Source organism: Granulicella mallensis MP5ACTX8 (genome assembly GCF_000178955.2).
GTDB lineage: Bacteria > Acidobacteriota > Terriglobia > Terriglobales > Acidobacteriaceae > Granulicella > Granulicella mallensis.
Map to the genome: position 1 here is coordinate 1838950 of NC_016631.1, position 19438 is coordinate 1858387.

General features: G+C 56.8%; 17 protein-coding genes and 1 tRNA gene. 4 read left to right on the forward strand and 14 right to left on the reverse strand.

From position 1 onward, the window contains the following. Nucleotides 1–133 precede the first annotated feature (133 nt). The 5 genes from ACIX8_RS07820 to ACIX8_RS24440 all read right to left on the reverse strand — a co-directional run bounded on the left by ACIX8_RS07820 (nt 134) and on the right by ACIX8_RS24440 (nt 6157). The gene (locus tag ACIX8_RS07820) at nt 134–694 is read right to left on the reverse strand and encodes a 3-hydroxyacyl-CoA dehydrogenase NAD-binding domain-containing protein (RefSeq protein ID WP_223295479.1); all 561 of its coding nucleotides are present in this window, start codon (nt 692–694) and stop codon (nt 134–136) included. 26 nt (nt 695–720) lie between these two features. Continuing rightward, on the reverse strand, nt 721–903 hold the full coding sequence (locus ACIX8_RS07825; RefSeq protein WP_014264798.1) for a hypothetical protein: 183 nt from the start codon (nt 901–903) through the stop codon (nt 721–723). Nucleotides 904–979: 76 nt separating this feature from the next. Beyond that, complete coding sequence (malQ, locus tag ACIX8_RS07830) at nt 980–2560, reverse strand: 4-alpha-glucanotransferase (protein ID WP_014264799.1); 1581 nt, start codon at nt 2558–2560, stop codon at nt 980–982. Between the two features lie 102 nt (nt 2561–2662). Further along, nucleotides 2663–4633, reverse strand: a complete 1971-nt coding sequence (locus ACIX8_RS07835; RefSeq protein WP_014264800.1) for a peptidylprolyl isomerase — start codon at nt 4631–4633, stop codon at nt 2663–2665. A gap of 258 nt (nt 4634–4891) precedes the next feature. Then, a complete protein-coding gene (locus tag ACIX8_RS24440; RefSeq protein WP_396248598.1) occupies nt 4892–6157 on the reverse strand; it encodes a BON domain-containing protein in 1266 nt (421 codons plus the stop codon). Nucleotides 6158–6507: 350 nt separating this feature from the next. Here ACIX8_RS24440 and ACIX8_RS07850 point away from each other — a divergent pair. Next, a tRNA-Met gene (locus tag ACIX8_RS07850) sits at nt 6508–6584 on the forward strand. 494 nt (nt 6585–7078) lie between these two features. Here the strand turns inward: ACIX8_RS07850 and ACIX8_RS07855 are convergent. The 4 genes from ACIX8_RS07855 to ACIX8_RS07870 all read right to left on the reverse strand — a co-directional run bounded on the left by ACIX8_RS07855 (nt 7079) and on the right by ACIX8_RS07870 (nt 11264). After that, nucleotides 7079–8344, reverse strand: a complete 1266-nt coding sequence (locus ACIX8_RS07855; protein ID WP_223295480.1) for a malectin domain-containing carbohydrate-binding protein — start codon at nt 8342–8344, stop codon at nt 7079–7081. Nucleotides 8345–8652: 308 nt separating this feature from the next. Then, nucleotides 8653–9786 carry an MFS transporter gene (locus tag ACIX8_RS07860; RefSeq protein ID WP_223295481.1) on the reverse strand — a complete coding sequence of 378 codons (1134 nt, stop codon included), beginning with the start codon at nt 9784–9786 and terminating at the stop codon, nt 8653–8655. A gap of 8 nt (nt 9787–9794) precedes the next feature. Then, a complete protein-coding gene (locus ACIX8_RS07865) occupies nt 9795–10607 on the reverse strand; it encodes a DeoR/GlpR family DNA-binding transcription regulator (RefSeq protein WP_014264804.1) in 813 nt (270 codons plus the stop codon). Nucleotides 10608–10727: 120 nt separating this feature from the next. Further along, a complete protein-coding gene (locus tag ACIX8_RS07870; protein WP_263053394.1) occupies nt 10728–11264 on the reverse strand; it encodes a TetR/AcrR family transcriptional regulator in 537 nt (178 codons plus the stop codon). Nucleotides 11265–11453: 189 nt separating this feature from the next. On the opposite strand from ACIX8_RS07870, the gene ACIX8_RS07875 reads away from it, so the two are divergent. Continuing rightward, nucleotides 11454–12206 carry a glucose 1-dehydrogenase gene (locus ACIX8_RS07875; RefSeq protein WP_014264806.1) on the forward strand — a complete coding sequence of 251 codons (753 nt, stop codon included), beginning with the start codon at nt 11454–11456 and terminating at the stop codon, nt 12204–12206. An 82-nt stretch (nt 12207–12288) separates the two neighbouring features. After that, a complete protein-coding gene (locus ACIX8_RS07880; protein WP_014264807.1) occupies nt 12289–12774 on the forward strand; it encodes a DinB family protein in 486 nt (161 codons plus the stop codon). 110 nt (nt 12775–12884) lie between these two features. Here ACIX8_RS07880 and ACIX8_RS07885 read toward each other — a convergent pair whose 3' ends face one another. Together ACIX8_RS07885 and ACIX8_RS07890 are read right to left on the reverse strand one after the other, a co-directional pair. Next, nucleotides 12885–13487, reverse strand: coding sequence for a CGNR zinc finger domain-containing protein (locus ACIX8_RS07885; RefSeq protein ID WP_044176364.1), 603 nt, complete (start codon nt 13485–13487; stop codon nt 12885–12887). Nucleotides 13488–13702: 215 nt separating this feature from the next. After that, complete coding sequence (locus tag ACIX8_RS07890) at nt 13703–14674, reverse strand: alcohol dehydrogenase catalytic domain-containing protein (RefSeq protein ID WP_014264809.1); 972 nt, start codon at nt 14672–14674, stop codon at nt 13703–13705. Between the two features lie 375 nt (nt 14675–15049). Between ACIX8_RS07890 and ACIX8_RS07895 the strand changes: the two genes are divergently transcribed. After that, nucleotides 15050–15871 (forward strand): alpha/beta hydrolase, encoded by an 822-nt coding sequence (locus tag ACIX8_RS07895; protein WP_014264810.1) that lies wholly within the window; start codon nt 15050–15052, stop codon nt 15869–15871. A gap of 218 nt (nt 15872–16089) precedes the next feature. Here ACIX8_RS07895 and ACIX8_RS07900 read toward each other — a convergent pair whose 3' ends face one another. The 3 genes from ACIX8_RS07900 to ACIX8_RS07910 all read right to left on the reverse strand — a co-directional run bounded on the left by ACIX8_RS07900 (nt 16090) and on the right by ACIX8_RS07910 (nt 19301). Then, complete coding sequence (locus tag ACIX8_RS07900) at nt 16090–16881, reverse strand: alpha/beta fold hydrolase (protein WP_014264811.1); 792 nt, start codon at nt 16879–16881, stop codon at nt 16090–16092. Nucleotides 16882–17422: 541 nt separating this feature from the next. Next, nucleotides 17423–17998: a YciE/YciF ferroxidase family protein gene (locus ACIX8_RS07905; RefSeq protein ID WP_014264812.1), complete on the reverse strand. Its 576-nt coding sequence runs from the start codon at nt 17996–17998 to the stop codon at nt 17423–17425. A 103-nt stretch (nt 17999–18101) separates the two neighbouring features. Beyond that, nucleotides 18102–19301, reverse strand: coding sequence for a DUF2252 family protein (locus ACIX8_RS07910; protein WP_014264813.1), 1200 nt, complete (start codon nt 19299–19301; stop codon nt 18102–18104). Nucleotides 19302–19438 lie beyond the last annotated feature (137 nt).

Genomic DNA, 19438 nt, shown 5'->3' on the forward strand with positions numbered 1-19438 from the left:
CTCCTGGAGTGAAGTCGAACCGTGCAAATAGTTTTGTTGGGCACGGATCGGAAGGGCATGGCTCCATAGGCTACGGAAAAGCAGGAGCTTGATCTTCAAGAGCATCTTGGTCTTTAGGGCCAAAGGCCCTAATTTATTGCTGCATCGAATTCTTCACCAGCATCGGCTCTTCGGTATCCTCGACAACACGCGAAGCCAGTCCAAGAGTCGCAAGTAACTCCCCCACAGCCAGCCCGACCGAAGCCTCTAAAAAGCGGCTGCGCACAATCTCCAACTCACCCTCCAGCAGACTGGCAGTCGTACCGCGCAACGCCACACAGCGCTCCGGGCGATAGGTGCAGGAGGCCAGATCGGTAATGCTCAATGTCTTTGTTGGTGTGCAAAAGATCGTGCGTGGAGGCGCCATGCGATCCAGCAGGCTGAAGATCTCCAGCTTGGATTCGAGTTCGTCGGGAACGAAATCAATCACCAGGTCCGCATCATGAACAGCGTCTTCCACCGTGCCCGCATAGCGCAGCGAACCCGTCGCGCCTGCCGTCGCAACAAACTCGGCGTACTCATCCTGCGCGCGCCGCAGGTTCGAGGGCATCACGTCCTCGAGCACCACCTGCAAGCCGGCACCGGCACAGCGAAAAGCAAAGGCGCGTCCAGCGGGACCGGCGCCAATGACGGCGACCGATCGCACGTGGAACACGCCTTGTTCTTCTGCAAACACGTCAGTTACTTGGCCGAAAGAGCGGTTACGACAGACTCGTAGCTCGGGTCGGCATGGCGGACATGCTCAGCAACGCGCTCGCGCTCTTCGGGTGTCAGCACCGGCAGCACCGACAGAATGCGGCGCAGGGTCACTGAGATGTCGTCGACGTAGTTCATGGTGCGAATAGCTTCACCGGAAAGTGGCACGAATAGGCTCCTCTACTTCTTTGTTATTAAGTGTACGCGTCCCTGACGAGGGAATCCTAGCCCCTGGGTTGCGTGGTTAGCTTTGCGATCCCTCATCCACGCGCAGATGGGCTTCGTCGGTGGGGCCGCCTGCACCCTCTCCCTCAAGCGGCTTTTGATAGCCGTCGCGGTCGGTCATCTCCATGATCGCAGCCAGCTGGGTCGCGAAGTCCGGATGCAGCGCATTAGGCGCATAGCGCCATGTCCAGTTGCCGTTGGGCGCGGCAGGCACGTTCATGCGGGCTTCGCTGCCAAGATGCAGGACATCCTGCAAGGGGAAGATGCAGGTCGTCGCCACGGAGCCGGCTGCTGCCTTGATCATCGCCCACACGATATCGCCGTCGTGGTCGATACGGTGCAGGTAAACCTGCACATTCTCGCGCTCCACCGGCGAGGCATCATCGCGCCACCAACCGAGCGTCGTGTTGTTGTCGTGCGTGCCCGTGTAGACCACCGTATTGGGCACGTAACGATGCGGCAGGTAGAGATGCCCGCCCCGGTCCGCGAAGCCGAACTGCAAAATACGCATGCCGGGCAGACCGAAGTACTCGCGCAACTCATCGACCTCAGGCGTGATGAGGCCAAGGTCCTCCGCGATAAACGGGAGCTCTCCGAAGATCTCCTTGAGCCGCTGAAACAGCGGCCGTCCCGGAGCTTTGACCCACTGGCCATTGATGGCGGTCTCTTCCTCGGCGGCTACGGACCAGTAGGCCTCAAAGCCGCGGAAGTGGTCCAGGCGAACATTGTCGTAGAGTGCCAGCGCACGACGAATGCGCGCCACCCACCAGTCGAACCCATGTTCTTCCAGCAGCTTCCACTTGTACAGAGGATTGCCCCAGCGCTGGCCTGTCTTCGAGAAGTAGTCGGGCGGCACGCCTGAGACTCGAATCGGCTTGCGCTGATCGTCGAGTTCGAAGATCTCAGGGTGCGTCCACACATCCGCACTATCGTAGCTGACGAAGATCGCGACATCGCCCAGGATGCTGATCTTGCGCTCCGCACAGTAGGCGCGCAACGCAACCCACTGCTCGTTGAAGAAGAACTGCACCACCTGCTCGATCGCCAAGTCGCGGCCACTGTCCGTCAGCAGCGCGGTCATGGCCTCGGGGATGCGCAGGGCATACTCGGAGGGCCACTCGTTCCAGCTCGCATAACCGAAGCGCCGCCGCAGCAGGTTGAACATCGCATAGTCGGTGAGCCAGGAGGTGTTGTCCTGCGCGAAGTGCTGGAAGCGTGCGCGGTCTTCGTCTCCGGCGCGGTCGAGAAAGTTCGCCGCTGCCTCTTCAATCAGTGGGTGTTTGAGATCGAAGGCCGCGCCGAAGTCGCAGGGCCCTTCCGCGCCGGGCAACCCCTGGATGCGGTCCCAGCCAATCCATCCTGCCTCCGCCAGCCGTTCCAGGCTGATAAACAGAGGGTTTCCCGCAAACGCCGACAGAGCAGAGTAGGGAGAGCTGCCATAGCCCGTCGGGCTGAGTGGAAGCACCTGCCACATGCGTTGCTTGGCCGCCGCCAGGAAGTCAACGAAGTTGTAGGCTGCCGGGCCGAAGTCGCCCACTCCGCCATACGAGGGCAGAGACGTTACGTGTAACAAAACTCCTGAGATGCGCTCCGCAGCCATCGAACCCCCGCTTACCAATCGATCTGAAACGTAGGACGTAAACAAGAAGCGCCGGGATGCGTTAAAGCTTCCCGGCGCTGCAAGATGAGTAAACCAGTTTTACTAGCGTCCGCCAAACGGCGAAGCAGGCTGCTTGGTGCTATAGACAATCGCACCGGCCTTCTCGTACTTGTCCATCAGCGAACCGACGAAGACGTTGAAGATCTCTTCGCGCTTCACGTTCAGGAGCTTCTCCCGGCTGGTGGGAAGGTTCTTGGCGATATCGTCAGCGGTCGGCTCCTGCTTGTCGGCAAGCTGAATCACGCTGCCGTTGGGGCCTTCGTTGATCGGGCCGGAGATGCCGCCCTTGGGCAGCGAGAACACTACTGATGCCGGGCCGGTAAGCGCACCGAGATCGGGTACCTGCGCATCACGGCCAACCAGGTCGCTCGTCTTCACCGGGACGTTCATCTCGGCTGCGGCCTTCTTCAGGTCGTTCAGAACCTTGGCGCGATCGGCGAGCTTGATCAACTGCGAGTTGAGAAGCTCAGGAGCCTTCTGCTCGCGGTAGTCGTCGAGGATGTGCGGCTTGTAGTCGGCAAAGTCAGGAGCGTGCGCTGCCTTGATGTCGTCCACCTGGAAGACCGCGTAGCCTTCACCCGTGGAAGCCGTTGCCGGCGCCGCGCCCTTGGCCACACCGAACGCCTGCGTCAGCACGTTGGAGCTGTCAGCCAGGCTGGCGATCACGCCATCGTGGCCGATGTAGTCGGTGGTTACGAGATGCAGGCTATGAGCGTCAGCGGTCTTCTGCATGCCGTTCTTCTTGGCTTCAGCAGCAAGCTGGTTGGCGAAGTTCAACTCCGCTGCTCCTGCCTTCTGCTGCTGCAGCAGGGGAACGATGGTGTCCTTGGTCTCAGCCAGCGTCTTCGTGTGGGCTGCTTCCTTCTGCTCGGTCTGGATGATGTGATAACCGAACTGCGAGCGCACGAGGTCCGAGGTCTGGCCCGGGTTCAGGGCCATGGCTGCCTTCGAATACTCAGGCACAAATCCGCTGGTCGGCATCAGGGGCAGTTCGCCGCCCTGGTCCTTGCTACCGGGGTCATCGGAATTCTTCTTGGCGAGGTCGGCAAAGTTGCCGCCGGCCCTGATCTGCTTCAGGATGTCCTCTGCCTTGGCCTTCGCCGCTGCGTCGGTCTTAGCATCCGCGCCCTTCGCGACGGTGATCAGGATGTGCCGCGTCTTTACCTGCTCGGGAAGCTTGTACTGATCCAGATGAGCGTTGTAGTAAGCCTGTACGTCGGCATCGTTCACCTGGGGCTTGCCGCCCGGAATGTTGGAGGCGTCGAAGGAGAAGAGCTCCAGCTTCCGCGTCTCGGGAATAGCCGTCGCGTAGCGGGCGGCAAACTGCTTGAAGAAGGCCTGCAGGTCCGCATCGCTGGGGTTGATCGTCTTCTTGATGTCGCTGGCCGCGATGACCGCGTAGTCGAACTTGACCTTGGTTCCTTGCTGCATGTAGTCCGCACGAACCGCGGCATCGGAGACCGTAACGCCGGCGGTAACCAGCGACTGCAGGCGCTGGAGCTCGAGGTCAGACTTCACCTCGGCTTCAAACTCAGGCACCGAGATCTGGAAGTACTGCTGCACGAAGTTGGTGTACTGGTCGGTCCCGATGAACTTGCCGCCGGGAAAGATGTATTGGGACAGGGTGCCCTTCTGCATGAAGGAGCGCAGATCCTCGTCGCTCACCTGCAGGCCCAGGCGGTCGGCCTCGAGTGCGAGCACCTTACGCTCCACCTGCTGCTGGCCGACACGGCCCGCCAACAGGGGAGCATACTGCTCGGGCAGATGCTGTTGCTGGATCTGCTGCATCGTCTGGCGCTGCACGTCCGCCATCTGCACCTGCTGAGATTCGCCCACGATCTTGCCGAAGATGCCCGGCGTATGGATCGTTGCGAACACCGAAGGATTGTTGTTCGCGCCGTTGTCGAAGATGCCGGGAACCAGGGTGATGACCATCGTGATAATGGCAGCGCCGATAATGAGCGCAAAGATGGCTTTGGTGAGCCGGTTGTCTTGCTGCAGAATGCGGATCATGCTTGGCTAACGACCTTCACTTCGCGCGAGTTTTACAGAGAACGTCTCGCGTGCCCGGGATTTTTGCGCACGGCAGGTACTCGTCCCGTATCGAACGCACCACGCCTGCTTGCAGGGGCTCGCTCTAAAGTATAAATCAGCACAGCACAGCTTCCCGGTAGCTAAATCTGTATTTGCGCAGTTTCGGAACCACGCTGTTACAGCACAAAGAAAAAGCCGCCAGAGGATTCCTCTGGCGGCTTGTGTAACGTTGAAGGCTTAGTACGGACGGTAGTACGGCGGTGGGTAGGGTCCGGGGCCGTAGTAGCGAGGTCCAGGACGAGGTCCGGCGGCGTACGACAACCGTGCCATCTCCTGCTGCGATACGGTTGTTACTGTCGTCGGCTGAGCCAGCGTAAACGTCAGCACCGTCTCGGGCGGTACGATGACGCGTCCGTTGGGCGACGCCGCCGAGCTGGCAACACCGGCCGCTCCGCCGACGCCCGCGCCGATGGCCGCACCTGCACCGCCACCCGCCACTGCACCGAAGAGAGCTCCAACCGCACCCAGACCGATCGCACTATTGACCGTTCCGGTTGTCTTGTCCCGGCCGGCCTGCGCCCAGACATTGCTCATCAGGGGATAGGTCTGGCCGCCGAGGGTAAGGCTCGTAATCTGCAGCGTCAGCACGCCACGGCCCTTCAGCGTACCGGCCTTCTTGGCTTCGACCACCGAGCCCTGGACGGAAGCGCCACGAGGGATGGCGACCGCTCCGTTGGCCACGATGTCGTTCATCACGATTCCATCGAAGGGCGTTCCGGGCTGAACGTGATTGGAGTCCAGACCGCGATTGATGCGAACCTGCACTGCCGCTCCGTTCGGAACGGTAACCTGCAGACCGGCTCTCTGACCGGCATAAGGATTGCCATTGGGGGCACCGCCGGGAGCATAGCCATTACCGTTACCACCGTACATCGGCTGGCGGCCCGGAGGGGGTGGGGGACCAGGCTGTCCATAACCCGGTTGGCCGTTGGGTTGGCCCGGCTGGCCATATCCAGGCTGACCACCCGGCTGGCCCGGCTGTCCATTGGGCTGTCCGCCGTTGTCATATCCGGGCTGCGGCGGCTGATTGCCGTTATCGGCCTGCTGCTGTCCGGGCTGTCCCTGATCGTCCGGCTGCGCGGGAGCATAGGTTCCATCCGACTGGAGAACCATGTTGCTTCCGGGCTGACCCTGATTGGGGTTGTTGGGATCGGCTCCAGGGGCACCCTGTCCGCCGTCCGGCGCGCCCTGCTGCTGGGCGTCACCATCGTTTCCGGCGGTGGTTGCAGGCGTATCGCCGAGGGTGAGTTCATCGACTACTTTTTTCACGCCCTGGGCCCGAGAGGCGAGATTTTCAGCCTTGGTACGGAGGGCATCGTCGTGCACATTACCCGAGAGGGTCACGGTGCCATAGACGGTCGTGGACTGAATATTCTGATTCGAAAGTTCGGGTGCGCCCGCTAACTGCCGAAGGACATTGGCCTCAATCTGGGCATCCGAGATGGTGCCTTTGCCTTGCGGCTGTGGATTACTTTGGGCCTGGGGCTGGGTTTGGGTCTGCGCACCGGCAACGCCCAAGGCAAGCCCACCCGCCAGCACCACTCCGCCCAGACGATTGATTCGATGAAAACTCATAACTCTATCTCCCTCCAGGGACTCAGCGGCCATGAGCGCCTAACCCTTTTGATGCTTGTTTGCCTGGCCAAATCGTTTAGGCCAATGCCTCGCACTATCATTGACGCAGTTTCAGAAGAAAAGTTCCGGTTTCTTGTAGGCAGCATTTCTCTTACTTCCGTTTATTCAGCAACCTGGCAGGAATTGACCTGAGCGGCTTTGTAACGCTATAGTCAAAGAGCGGGGTGGAGCAGCCCGGTAGCTCGTTGGGCTCATAACCCAAAGGTCGTAGGTTCAAATCCTACCCCCGCAACCAAAAGATTCAAAGTAAGTTACAGGACATCGGATACTACCGGTCGATTCCCACTAAAGACTCCCCAACAAGAAAAATCATGGGTTTAGGCGCTCGCTTTTACCGGCTTGAGCACCCTCTCTACAGCCTTGCCTGCTGCATCTCTCTTCGATGACACATGCCCTATCCGTAGATACTCATCGTCGTCTGGATGAAGGCATGCCGCATCCATTCCTGCTGCACCTTCATGGGAGCTCCGGTGAACGGAACGTGTGCTGGCCGATCTCTCCGAGCTTCCCCGTCCCAACTTGTCATGGATCAGAACGCGCTTGCCGTCCGCTTTGGGCTCATCTTGCTAGCCCAAAGTAGGACGGACCACACAGTAACCAGAGCGGCGAAGATGCCGCTTCTGGATCTCGGTCAGGGGATAGGGGCGGTTCGTCATCGGCTGGCAAACACCCAGATCGCAGCTTAGCTGCGATCTGGGTGAGGACTATCTATCCTGCATCGTAAGTTAACTAGTTAATTTCGATTGCACTGAGCAGGGAATTGTTGACGACCGAAGCGAACGTAACTACGAAAGTACCGTTGGAATCCGCATTTGTCGTGAATTGCTGTATCACTGCCTTGTTCTTGGCGCCCGCCGCCGCGAAGATATCGTAATTTGTCATCACCTGCGTGCCATTGATGCTGATATCGAAGGTGCGGGAGCCGGCAGTGGAGAAGTAGGTTTCGGCGAAATGCAACCTCACCGTATGGCTCGATCCGGGGACAAAGCCTGACAACGTGTAGCTAAAGTTTCCCTGGCGTGCGTCCTGATACACAGCCATCGGCGCAGCATTCGTAACACCACTGAGATCGATGACGTTCTTGTGGCTAAGAATCGAACCGCCCTCGAAGTCAACATCCGGAATAAAGGGAGCAACCTCTGAACCACCCACATTAATCCTGGCACTCCCAATCGTCGGGCAGGCGCTGATTGAAGCGCTGGACTGAGGCGACGAGAGTGATAATCCCGCCAAATCTACCGCTTGTACTGTGTAGTAGTAGGGCGTCTGACAGGTTACTGTCGTATCCTCATACTTTGTGCCGGACACTACCGTTGCGATCTGGTTGGCGGCCGATGGACTGAAGCCGGACGTGGTGCTGCGGAACACCTTGTAGTACCCAACCGCGCAGCCTGCGGGAGCGGGACTGGCGTTCCAGGTTAGTGCAATCGCATTGTTGGAGTCTTCCGCCGCGCTCAATGCGCTCGGCGTCTGAGGCAGGATGCTGCAACTATTGCTTCCACCTGCGGTGACAGTCATCGAGTCAAGACGAGAGATGCTTTGAGTGGCCACGTTGAAGACTTGAACGGTGTTTTGGCCAGCCTTCAAAGGGACCGCAATGGTTACAGTGTTAAAGGTATCGAAGTCTCCGGTGACAGGGAAGTTCAGATCATCGGTCATGACAGTGCCGTTTACCATCACGCCCTCTGGACGATTCAAAACCCCTTGAAAAAGGCCGGTGGCAAATGCATAGCGGATCGCCAAAGTGTAGATGCCGGGGGCCGGTACCACCACGTTCGAGAAGGTCGCTGTGCCGTCAGTCGTATAGGCCATATCGACGGTCTCTTTGGCAGGATTCGACGCGTTCGATGAGGTGATATAGGAGGGGAACCAGGAACTTAACTCCTCGAAACAATCGAAGCCATTGAGTAAAGCATCCTTGAAGTAATATTGCGTTCCGCCCTCAACGGGCGCGCCAGCGACCGTACCAGTGCCGCGCGATGTTGGAAATTTCACAGGACAGGGTCCGGCCAACGCCGCCCTGCTTCCCAGAGACAGCAACATCAATAGAACAAGAGATGCTCTTTTCATTACGGTGCCTTTCAGTACCTGAATTCAGCGTTAGGGATGAAGAAGTGGGTGTTGTCAGATAAAACACCGAGGAGGCCAGATTTATTCCCTGCTGGATAGATGCTGTGGCGAGATGTTTCTTTTTTCAGATTGTTGCTTTGTTAATGATTTAGCGAGCTTTTCAGATGCTTACTCAGACCAGTCAGTACAGGCTTTCTTTCGTTGCTCATTGGCGGGGTGGACTACCACTTGGTTCAATGAGGATCTTCGACCGTCACATATTTGCAGAAGATCGGCACACACGCTAGCAGGGCGGCCAGAAACCAGAATGCATTGTGCAAGCCGATCCCCTTGGACAGGAAGCCAATGACAGCCGGCCCTGTCAGCATGCCCGCGTAACCCGCCGTGGTGAGGGCAGCAACGGCTAATCCCTTAGGCATGGTGTGTTGCGTGCCCGCGAGTCTGAACAAGATAGGCACGATGTTTGCGGCTCCAAGGCCCACAAAGACGAAACTGACAAGTCCGATCCATGCAACGGGTGCGAGGAGGAGGCCGCACAATCCGAGAAGCGCTGTCACCCCGCCAAGTGTCAGCACGATTCGGTTCCCGAATCGCGCCACGATGCCATCGCCGACGAAACGGCTGAACGTCATCGCGATGGAGAAAAGCATGTACCCCAGCCCCCCGTGCGCAGCAGAGACGAGGTGTTCGCCGACGAGCAGGAGCGCACTCCAATCGAGCAGAGCCCCCTCAACCAAGAATGAGATAGCCGCGAAGATAGCGATGACGAGCACGATACCTTTCGGAATCGCAAAAAGAGGTTGTTTCGTCCCCTCTCGATTCGAGAGCATGCGCGGAAGGGCCACAAGAATCAGTGCGACAAGAATCGCGGAGCTAAGAAGGGTACTTGAGCTGGGTGCGATTCCTCGAGAAAGAAGAGCTGTCACGGTCCCCGAACCCAGAAAGCCCCCAATGCTGAAGAGTGCGTGAAATCCAGACATCAACGGCTTCTCAGAGGCGTGCTCAACATCTACGGCGTGCAGGTTCATTGCAACATCCAGCGATCCCAGAAACGCCCCGAAGGCGAACAGCGCAACTCCAAGTGCGATCGGCGACGAGACGATACTCAGGAGCGGCAATGTGACCGCCAGTCCCAAGCCGCCCGTAAGTACGATCGGCTTGCTGCTGAAGCGCCCGCTCAGATTCGCCGCGAGCGGCATCGCCACAATGGAACCGGCGCCCAGGAGAAGCAGGACCAGCCCCATCGTGCCGTCGCCGAGATGGCAGCGGGTCTTGGCAAAAGGCACTAAGGGTGCCCAGCAAGCTACACCGAACCCTGCGGCGACAAACGCCAGCCTGGTCGCCAGCTTCGCGCGTGATTGATTCACATCCGCTGTCATGAAATCCCCGCTCTCAGTTGTGCTGAACGAGACGCAACCTGGGATTGCGCAAGGATTACTTTGGGGCCGGCATTGGAAAAGGTCGAAACGATCTCTTCAGACGTACCGTTCTCAAGAACAATATGGTCAAGGACTGCGAGTGCGGCCACCTGAAACGGTGCGCGAGTCTCAACTTTGTCCATCGTGACCAGCGCCGCGGTGCGATTACTTCTTGCCAGGAGTGTGCGTTTAAATTCGGCGTCCGCCAGCAGGAACGCGCCAATTCCCAGAGACATGGACACGGCGCAGGTTCCGAGGAAACACAGATCAAAGCTCAATCGTTCTGCTTCACGGATCGCAGAGAGCCCGATCGCCGCTCCGGTTTCACGGTCGATCTCTCCTCCCAGGACGATGACTTTGAAATTCTTCCGATCGAGGAGGGCACTTGCGATGGAGATCGAATTTGTGGCGATGGTAAGAGAGCGATCGGGCGGCATCTCTCTGGCCAGGGCCAGGTTGGTACTGCCGCTGTCGAGGAACACCGTCGATGCTTCAGAGAGTAAGGGGAGGGCGGCCAAAGCTAAAGCGCGCTTCTCTTTCGAATCGTTCAGGAGTCTTTGTTCAAGCGGAACGCCTTCCGGCGATATCGGAAGCCCGCCCCCGTAAACCCGTTTGCACTTGCCCTCGGCAGCTAACGCTCGCAGATCTCGACGGATGGCGTCCTCAGACACCAGGAACTCCCTTGCAAGAGCAGTGGCATTGACTGACAGGCCACTCTGCAGCCGGCTTTCGATCTCGTCTTTTCTTGTTGTCCCTAACGAAACGTGCACAAACAAGAATTACCATGCACAATCAAGAAAGACAAGAATTTTCCTTCGCCCGGTCATCCGCCTACCGTACAGATCCTCCAGCGGGTAGCTACAGCGGCAACGTCCGCAGGGTCATGTCGACTACGCGAGCGGCAACGTCCGCAGGGTCATGTCGACTACGCGGTTCAGGTCGGCTTTGGTATCGCCATTGGCAGCCATAATTCCAAGACCGTAGATGACAGAGGACAGATATCGAGTGAGATCTCCGGCGTTCACGTCTTCCGGCAGATCCCCTTCTGTCCTTGCCCGCTTGAATCGCTTCTGCATCTCTACCTCAGCACCTTTGCGCCATTCGATCAGTACATTCTTAATGGGCTCTGCACCGAGCCCTGTTGCAAGCGCTCCTTGTGTCGATAGACAGCCGCGAGGATTCTTCGGGTTCCCCAGAAGATCGACTACCCCCTTGAGCAGTGCCTCGACGACTCTTCGAGCGGTCGGCTCTTGCAGCGCCGTCTTTACATAGGAGGCCGGTCCTTCTCCATACCGGGCAAGCGCTTGACGAAACAGCGCCTCTTTATCGCCAAAGCTTGAGTACAGGCTCGCGCGATTGATCCCCATTGCCTCCGTCAGGTCCGCAAGGGAAGCCCCTTCGTACCCCTTCTCCCAAAAGACGCGCATAGCCGCCTCCAGCGCAGTCTCTTCGCAGAAAGCGCGAGGGCGACCCAACTTTGCCGTTGCTGTCTCAGTCATGCTCACAGAATATTAGATGTAGATATTAACCGAACAGTCCAAAATATCTGAAACCTTTCCTGCAGCCCTACATCTATTTTTTAGAACGATCAGTACAAATATAAACAGGAGAGAGTGATGTCAAAGAAGCTTGAAGGTAAGATCGCAATCGTCACAGGTGGAAGTGCAGGCATTGGCCTCGCAGCCGCTCAGCAGCTGGTTTTGGAGGGCGCATACGTCTTCATCACAGGCCGGCGCCAGTCGGAGCTCGATATCGCGGTGAAGGCCATTGGGGCAAACGTCACCGGCATTCAAGCCGACTCGTCCTCACTGAGCGATTTGGATAAGGTCTATGCTCAGATCAAACAACAAAAGGGACGTGTCGATATCGTCTTCGCAAATGCAGGTGGCGGCGATTTTGCTCCCCTGGGTGCGATCTCCGAAGAGCACTTCGACAGGATCTTCAATGCAAACGTAAGAGGCTTGGTCTTCACCGTTCAAAAGGCGTTGCCGTTGATGCCCGACGGGGGCTCCATCATCCTCAATGCCTCTATCACTTCGATCAAAGGCACGGGAGCATTCAGCGTGTACTCCGCGAGTAAAGCGGCTGTCCGCTCCTTTGCTCGCACCTGGACCGTCGATTTAAAGGACCGCAAAATCCGCGTTAACGCCGTCAGCCCTGGGCCGATTGAGACCCCCGGACTCGGTGGGCTCGCTCCGGATGCAGAGCAACGCAAGGGATTGTTCGCCCATCTTGCGTCAACAGTGCCGCTCGGTCGCATTGGTCAACCCTCTGAAATCGGTAAGGCGGTCACATTTCTCGCCTCCGACGACGCCAGCTTTATCACCGGTATCGAGCTCTTCGTGGACGGCGGAGCCGCTCAAATTTAATTCATCTGTCCCGTGGGGGTGCGTCCCAGCGCGGACGCACTCTCTTCTTCAGCGTTGTTCATCTCAAAGGAGTTGTAGAGCATTGAGCACAGAAGATGCTTTTGTAGATATGGCGCTTCGCGCCTGGAAGTTAAACGTAGACCGAACTGGGAAATTTTTCTCCAGTCTCTCTGAGGAGCAGCTGCTCCACGAAGTCGCCCCAGGGAGAAACAGGCTCGTGTACTTATGGGGACACCTTGCTGCGGTCAGTGATGCGCTGATTCCGCTGCTCGGATTCAGTGAGCGGCTTCATCCCGAACTTGACGTTATGTTCATTTCGAATCCCGATCGCGCTCTGGCTCAGACTCTTTCCGGTGCGGAACTGACGAGCATTTGGAACGAGATGAACGATGCCCTCTGGCTCGGGTTTGGTAAATTGTCCGCCTCGGACTGGCTGGACAAACACACCGCCATCTCAGATCAGGATTTCGCGCGCGAACCGCATCGAAACCGGTACTCCATCCTGCTAACCAGAACTTCGCATCTCGCTTACCACTTTGGCCAGGCGATTCTGACGCGCAGCCGATAGCTCGATGATTCGCACCCATTCGTTCGTGTCTGACGAATGGGTGAATCCGACGCGGAGTCCGGTCGGATACTGCACAGTCCACGGCCGGACAGCCGTCCTGGCCGTGGACCTTAGTCGGAATTCAGTCTTCGACGATACTCTTTGACCTTCAACCGATTCCCGCAGGTCGCCATACTGCACCAGCGCCTGCGGCCGGGTCGGGTGAGGTCGTAGAACCAATGAACGCAAGTCTCAGAATCGCAACGGCGGACACGTTCGAAATCGCCGTTTGCCAAAAGCTCAGCAGCCTTCACTGCAATCGGTGCCAGTACCTGCTCGGCCGTGTCAGTAGAACGGGAGGTCTGTATTTCAATTGTCCTGGCTTTCGACCAAATGAGTTGCGGATGACTTTGAGCGGCAGCCAGGAAAGCATTCAGGTCTGATAGATCAGGTCGTTTACCCGCTTTGCGAGCTTCAATCAGAATACGAATCACCGACCGTAGCGCATGAGCGGCCCGCACCAGAGAACCGGAGGGACGAACTTCTGTAACCCCAACAGGTGCAAGTCCAGTCTGCCGTAGCCAACTGAAGACATCCCCATCCGTTTCAAAGAAGTCCTCTGTGCCAGCCGCTGTGGGCCATTCGGTATTTAATAAATCCAGCGCCGCGTGGCTGGCGAGAAAAACACCAGGCTTCTCAACTTGTTCGATCTTCTTGGAAGTACGTTCAACCATAGAGCTTTTGCATCTGCAACGTTCCCTTTCAGCGTAACGTAGCGACTGGTAGAGCGTGAGAACTTGCTGCTTGTTTATTAGATGTAACAACGAGTTGGGAATAGATCGGGCGAAGAAAGCTATTTGGGTGCCTGCGATATTCGAGCTTGTCCGTGCACACGACCCGAGTTGAAGCTCTCGGTCGTGTGCACCGAACAAACATGGTACCGACAACGCTACAACTTCACGACGATCTTTCCGTTGGCCTTATTCGACTCCATGAGAGCCTGCGCCTCACGAATCTGATCGAATGAGAACACTGCCGCTGGCTTCGCCTTGTAGATGCCTTTCTCGACCTTCTCCACGATCTCCTGAAGGTGATATTCAGAGACAGGAAACTCCGGTGTCCCTAGGGCCACGCTGACAAACAGGCTGAAATGGATTCCACTTGCCATTTGGAGCAGGGGATTGAAATCTGGAATTGGCGCAAGACCGCCTAGCCAACCAATCAGACAAACCCGTCCATGGCGATGAGGAATGGCGACGGAGTCGAGAAGAGTGCTGTTTCCGATAAGATCCAGCACGGAATCCACCTGCTTCCCGTCATTCAGTCTCTTCGATAGATCGGGTCCTTCCAGCTCGCAGCGTTTGGCTCCCATTTCAAGCAGCTTGCCGAATTTTGCCTCGCTACGGGTCGTTGCAATGACATTCGCACCGGCATCCACCGCGATGTTCAGCGCAGCTTGTCCAAGCGCCGAGGTGGCTCCCCGAAGTAGTAGCGTTTGGCCTGGCTGAATGTCGAGGTTGGCCTTGAGTGCGATCCAGGCTGTGGCGTAGGACTCGGGTAATGCAGCGAATTCCTCCCATGGCAGAGTCGTGTTGATCTTGATCACATTTGTCACCGGTGCAACGGTGAACTCTGCATAGCTACCGTTGATCGTCCTGCCGAGGCCTCCCATAAACGCGGCCACTTTATCCCCGGGATTGAACTCCCCGCCTGGGGCAGAGACCACCTCGCCTACGCACTCGATACCAATGATAGGCATTGATTCTGCCCACTCACCCTTGCGCATGTGTGTTTCCGCATGATTCAGACCGAAAGCACGCACTGCAATCAAAACTTCACCTGGCCGTGCTTCCGGCTTTGGCATTTCCTTGATAACCAGACTCTCCAGCCCACCGAATCCCTCTAAGACGACAGCTCGCATTCTGTTGCTCTCCTTGGCCCGGGAAGTTGAATCCCGAACATATTGGAGTAGATTTACGACACCAGTAAAATGATTATTTAATGGTGTCTATTTTATGAAATAATTCTTATAAGTTTGAAATGAAATAGATTTTCATACTCTTACGTAACCTGATGAATGTTAAGTAATTGGTTACTAGACGGGAATGGAAATCTCTACGATCAGAGCAGGCGTCTCGATATCGTCCGTAGCTTGATCGGTAAAGGTTCTGCATATCTCTTTGGGTTGGAGGGCGCTGATGCCATCCATTCGTCGGAGAGGCAATAGATACCGGAGACTTACGGTTTTGAGCAGCTGGACGATCTGGCAGCCAAAGCGAACGGACGAGGAGATTACATGGATAGCTATCGGGGAATGAATCGAGAGGCGCTTGACCGTGCCTACAACAACACCGCCGCAGTTCCCGATGTAGCCGAAGTGATGGCCGATTTCGGTCGTCGCAGCGCTGTGATCTATGGCCGTAACGGGATCAAGCGAGACCTGGCCTATGGAGAGGGCGCGAATCACCGAATTGACTGGATTCCCGGTCCTCACGCTGGCGCGCCGACCATCGCATACATCCACGGCGGTTATTGGCAAAGCTTGTCCAAGGAGAAGTTTGCCCATATCGCTGCCGGCCCGCTCTCACACGGCTTCAATGTGGCACTTATCGAATACACACTCGCGCCCGAGGCGCGTATTGGCACGATCGTCAGCGAGATTGGCCGGGCGATCGATTTCCTGGCGACTCATCTCGACGAATGGAGAGCCGATCCCGCGCGTCTCTGTCTTGTGGGCCATTCCGCCGGCGGCCATCTGGCGGCTTGCCATCGGTCTCATCCCGCCGTCTCGCTCATCATGGGCATCAGCGGACTGTATGATCTTGAACCGATCCGGCTCTCCTATCTGAACGAGAAGCTCGATCTCACTCCCGCCGAGGTAGAGGTCTACAGTCCGGAACGACACGCCAGCACTGGAGTTCGTACCCTGTTAACCGTTGGGAGCGCCGAATTGCCTGAGTTGAGGCGCCAGACCGCAGATTACGCCTCCTCCCTGCGAGCGCGCGGCGAGTTGGTCGAGGAAGTCACAACGCCCGGCTATAACCACTTCACGATATTGGAGACGATAGCCTTGCGAAACGGCGCGGCAATCGAGGCAGTGGCCCAGGCACTTTCTTGAGGCAGTTTGATCGTCTTAGATCGTTATCTTCTATTCCGGCAGCAGATCATCTACGGCCGCAACAATTGGTATTCAGGACCTGGAACGTTTCCCGGCATTCAACAGAATGCGTCCTGATGAAGCGGGGAGACAGGACAACAAAACTGTCCTGTCTCCTCCGCTTCCCACCTCGCTACATTGAGGACGTCCTGTGAGCATCGTCTTCGATAGGTTGAGAGCTATCTGGCCTCACGAGCTGCCTCTTCAATGACGTTCGCAACGATTTGGGGCTGGGATACGAAGACACTGTGGCTCGCGCCTTTAACTTCTGTCACCTTCGCTCCTGCGCGCTGGTACATATTGCGTTCTTCGTCTGGGTTGATAATGCGATCTTCCGTCGGGATTACGCCATAGCTTGGTTTGGTATGCCAGGCTGCCGCAGTGACAGGCGTCATAAAAGCTGCCCCGGAGACGGGTACCTGGGAATGAGCCATAAACTCAGTCACTGACCTGGGTACGTCCGCCGCAAAATCTTCCGAAAAGTCGGCCGGATCTTCGAAGAGGAAGCCATCTGCGGTCGGATGAATATTATTGCTTGCAGGAGGAATAGACATAACCAGCTGCGCTGTATTCTCACCTACTTCAGGAGCTGTGGCGGAGACATACACGAGCGCCTTCACCTTAGCATCCGTTCCTGCCTGCGTGATGACAGATCCTCCATAGCTCTGCCCCACGAGAACTACAGATCCGCTCTGCAGATCGAGAACGCGTTGGGTCGCTGCAACGTCGTCGGCAAAGGATGTTTGCGGTTCCTGCACGATCGTTACCTTGAATCCGTCTTTGACCAGCAATTCGTAGACGCCCTTCCATCCTGAACCATCGACAAGCGCGCCATGAACGATGACGACATTGGGGATGCTTGCTCGCTCCTGGCTTTGCGCCGGAGAGGAACATGAAACGAGAGTCGTCCCGTAAGCGATCATTGCTGTGATAGCCGCTGCCTGCTTTACGCGTTGTTTTACTGTGCGCATGGTGTGTATCCTTTTCTCTATTCCTACCGTCTAGTAGGTAGTTTCGGGGAAAGCGAGAACCCCTGAACTGTCGGCGATCCACTCTACTTCGGAGTTGAAAGTCTGTTTAGGCTGCTCCGCATAACGTCCTGGTATACCGCGCAGTTGCCATAGACACGCGCGGAGATCATTGCTCCATGAACCAGGGCGATAAAGTTTTGAGATGGATGCTTGGCTTTCGGAATACCACACTTTTGGCGATATCAGCATAGCTAAAGGCTGAGTATCCGCACTCAGCAATTAGATCGTGTGCTGTTTTGACGATTCGATCGGCCATTTCACCGTGCATGTCTAGGTAGACAACCTTCTAGTCGGTTTGGTTACAAGGGAATTGAAATTGGACAGACTACATGGGAGCCACTGGTGTTCCTTCCGCACCCTCAGGGGTAAACCCAAAGGTCGCAGGTGCCGTTGCCGCAACGTCTTTCATTGTCATGGCTGCAAAGCGAAGCCCCTGCCGTAGCAGGGGCTTCGCGGGATGATCTTCGATTCGTTACTACAACTAGTTGAGGTCGGGTGCGGCCTTTGCTTCGTCCTCTTTGCTCTTCTTCGCCGAATACTTCTCTTTGCCTGTCTTCGGCTTCTTTGGCTCTTCCGGCTCGCTGGCGCTCTGTTTCATAATCGGGCCGCCTGCTGCCGTGATCTTCTTCGCAGCGTTCAGCTCTTCTTTCAGATTGGAGTTCAGAAGCTTGGCAACCTTGGCCAGGCCTAAGGTGGTCGCCATGGAGATGCAGGCTTCGTAACCGGCGATCTCATAGTGCTCGGTTCGCAGTGCCGCGCCGATCAGGCCGGAATCGAACGATGCACCTTCCTCGTCCTTCTCCAAAGCATCTTTTCCTTCTTCAATGACGCCTTCCATCCCATTGCAGTGCTGTCCGGTCGGCTTTTCCCCTAGCTCAAGGAAGACCTTCTTCAGCCGCTCTACCTGGCCCTTGGTCTCCTCGAGATGGGCAGCGAAGAGCTGCTTCAACTTGGGGTTCTTCGCTCCCTTGGCGAGCTTCGGCAGAGCCTTTACCAGTTGGTTCTCCGCGCTATACATATCGCGGAGTTCATCGATTAAAACTTCCTTGAGTGCCATGTGTCGGTTCTCCTTGTACTTAGAAGGATGCAAACCATGCGACTCGCGTATAGGCGTCAGGAGCAATCTCTCTAAGAGTCGATTGGGAGAACCGTCTCCGTGCCTAATGATTCGTGGCGTAGAGCCTGCAATGTTCGAGGTACGCCACCTCATGATCCGCGATGAGGGCGACAACGCTGGACCAGAGCCAGCTTGGCGCATCGAGGCTCTTCGAGTGCTGCTTTCTCAACTTAGCGAGCCAGGACGACCTTACTTTGACGTCCATCTGCCTCCCATGAGCTTTTCCGACGACTCCTGCCAGATAACGTGCAGCGGCTACCGCTTCCTCCTGGGTCAGGCGGTCCAGGTCGAACTTGAGGTCCTGGGGCATCAGCTCCCGCATGACCAGGTCTTTGCCTCCGAGCCTGACGGCCAGCATGCGCTGTCCCAGGTTTGGTGAGAGCTCACACGCTCCGGTCACAACCCTTTGGGCGTTGCTGCGGACCTTCATCCTGCTTTGAGGCGCTGCCGCTGGCGTGGCCTCTTTGAGGTCGATGAGGCAATAGCTTCGTTCGCTCTTCTTCCCGATCCCCAGCAGAACTGCATACCGAAGCCGTCCCAAAGAACTGCATCCCTTCATCCAGTAAGCCGCATCCACGACTGAAATTTTGGTCTTCGGCTTACGTCCTTTAAATTCCAGGATCTTCTTTACAACGCCCTCTTCCTCAAAGAGCGCGTTAATACCAGCGCGTTCCTTTTCTTCCAGGGCCCAGAAGCGCTTGCCGAGCGGAATCACAGGTTTTACATCTTCAATGCGTTCCTCGGCAAGGTGGTGCCAGCGCCGCCGCTGCGATTGTCTGAGTACGGCCTGGATGGGCTCGAGACCGTCACCGTTCGCCTTCATTGAGGCCTTCGGAGTGGTGAGCGCCTGTTCGTACCCATCGATCATCTGCTCCATCATCTTGACGACGGTAACCCCGGGCAGATCCGAGCCCCGCGCCGCAGTCGCCAGGGACAGGGCCAGGCGAACGAGGTCATGGGCTGGATTCCCCACTACCGTCTGATCGAGGTCCCGAATCTGAATCTCGATATGACCCTCTGAATCGGCCAGAGGCCCAATATTTCCAACATGGCAATCTCCGCAGATCCAGACGGGTGGCCCCTCCGGGATGCTCCGGGCCGAATGCTTCTTCAACCACTCATAAAAATGGAGAGTATTCCCACGAACATAAGCATGGGCCGATTGAGCCATCTTCGCTTGTCGATTGGCAGTGAGAACCTTGGCTCGGTCGGTAGGTTTAATGGAAGTGGCAGCTTTAGGCATCTGCTATTTGTACATGAAATGTGAATATAAGATGAATACGACCGATTTTCGGCATACAGCATGCCTCGCTGGCTTGAGGCCCGTGCCTCGCGTGTCGAAGATCAGGCTTCCGTGCTTTGTTCTTCTGGGAAAGCTAT

Bases quoted from the DNA above. Each gene is read 5' to 3' on its own strand.
- malQ (WP_014264799.1), bottom strand. From the start codon at position 2,560: ATGGCTGCGGAGCGCATCTCAGGAGTTTTGTTACACGTAACGTCTCTG.
- ACIX8_RS07835 (WP_014264800.1), bottom strand. From the start codon at position 4,633: ATGATCCGCATTCTGCAGCAAGACAACCGGCTCACCAAAGCCATCTTT.
- ACIX8_RS07870 (WP_263053394.1), bottom strand. From the start codon at position 11,264: ATGCGCGTCTTTTGGGAGAAGGGGTACGAAGGGGCTTCCCTTGCGGAC.
- ACIX8_RS07875 (WP_014264806.1), top strand. From the start codon at position 11,454: ATGTCAAAGAAGCTTGAAGGTAAGATCGCAATCGTCACAGGTGGAAGT.
- ACIX8_RS07885 (WP_044176364.1), bottom strand. From the start codon at position 13,487: ATGGTTGAACGTACTTCCAAGAAGATCGAACAAGTTGAGAAGCCTGGT.
- ACIX8_RS07890 (WP_014264809.1), bottom strand. From the start codon at position 14,674: ATGCGAGCTGTCGTCTTAGAGGGATTCGGTGGGCTGGAGAGTCTGGTT.
- ACIX8_RS07895 (WP_014264810.1), top strand. From the start codon at position 15,050: ATGGATAGCTATCGGGGAATGAATCGAGAGGCGCTTGACCGTGCCTAC.
- ACIX8_RS07900 (WP_014264811.1), bottom strand. From the start codon at position 16,881: ATGCGCACAGTAAAACAACGCGTAAAGCAGGCAGCGGCTATCACAGCA.
- ACIX8_RS07905 (WP_014264812.1), bottom strand. From the start codon at position 17,998: ATGGCACTCAAGGAAGTTTTAATCGATGAACTCCGCGATATGTATAGC.
- ACIX8_RS07910 (WP_014264813.1), bottom strand. From the start codon at position 19,301: ATGCCTAAAGCTGCCACTTCCATTAAACCTACCGACCGAGCCAAGGTT.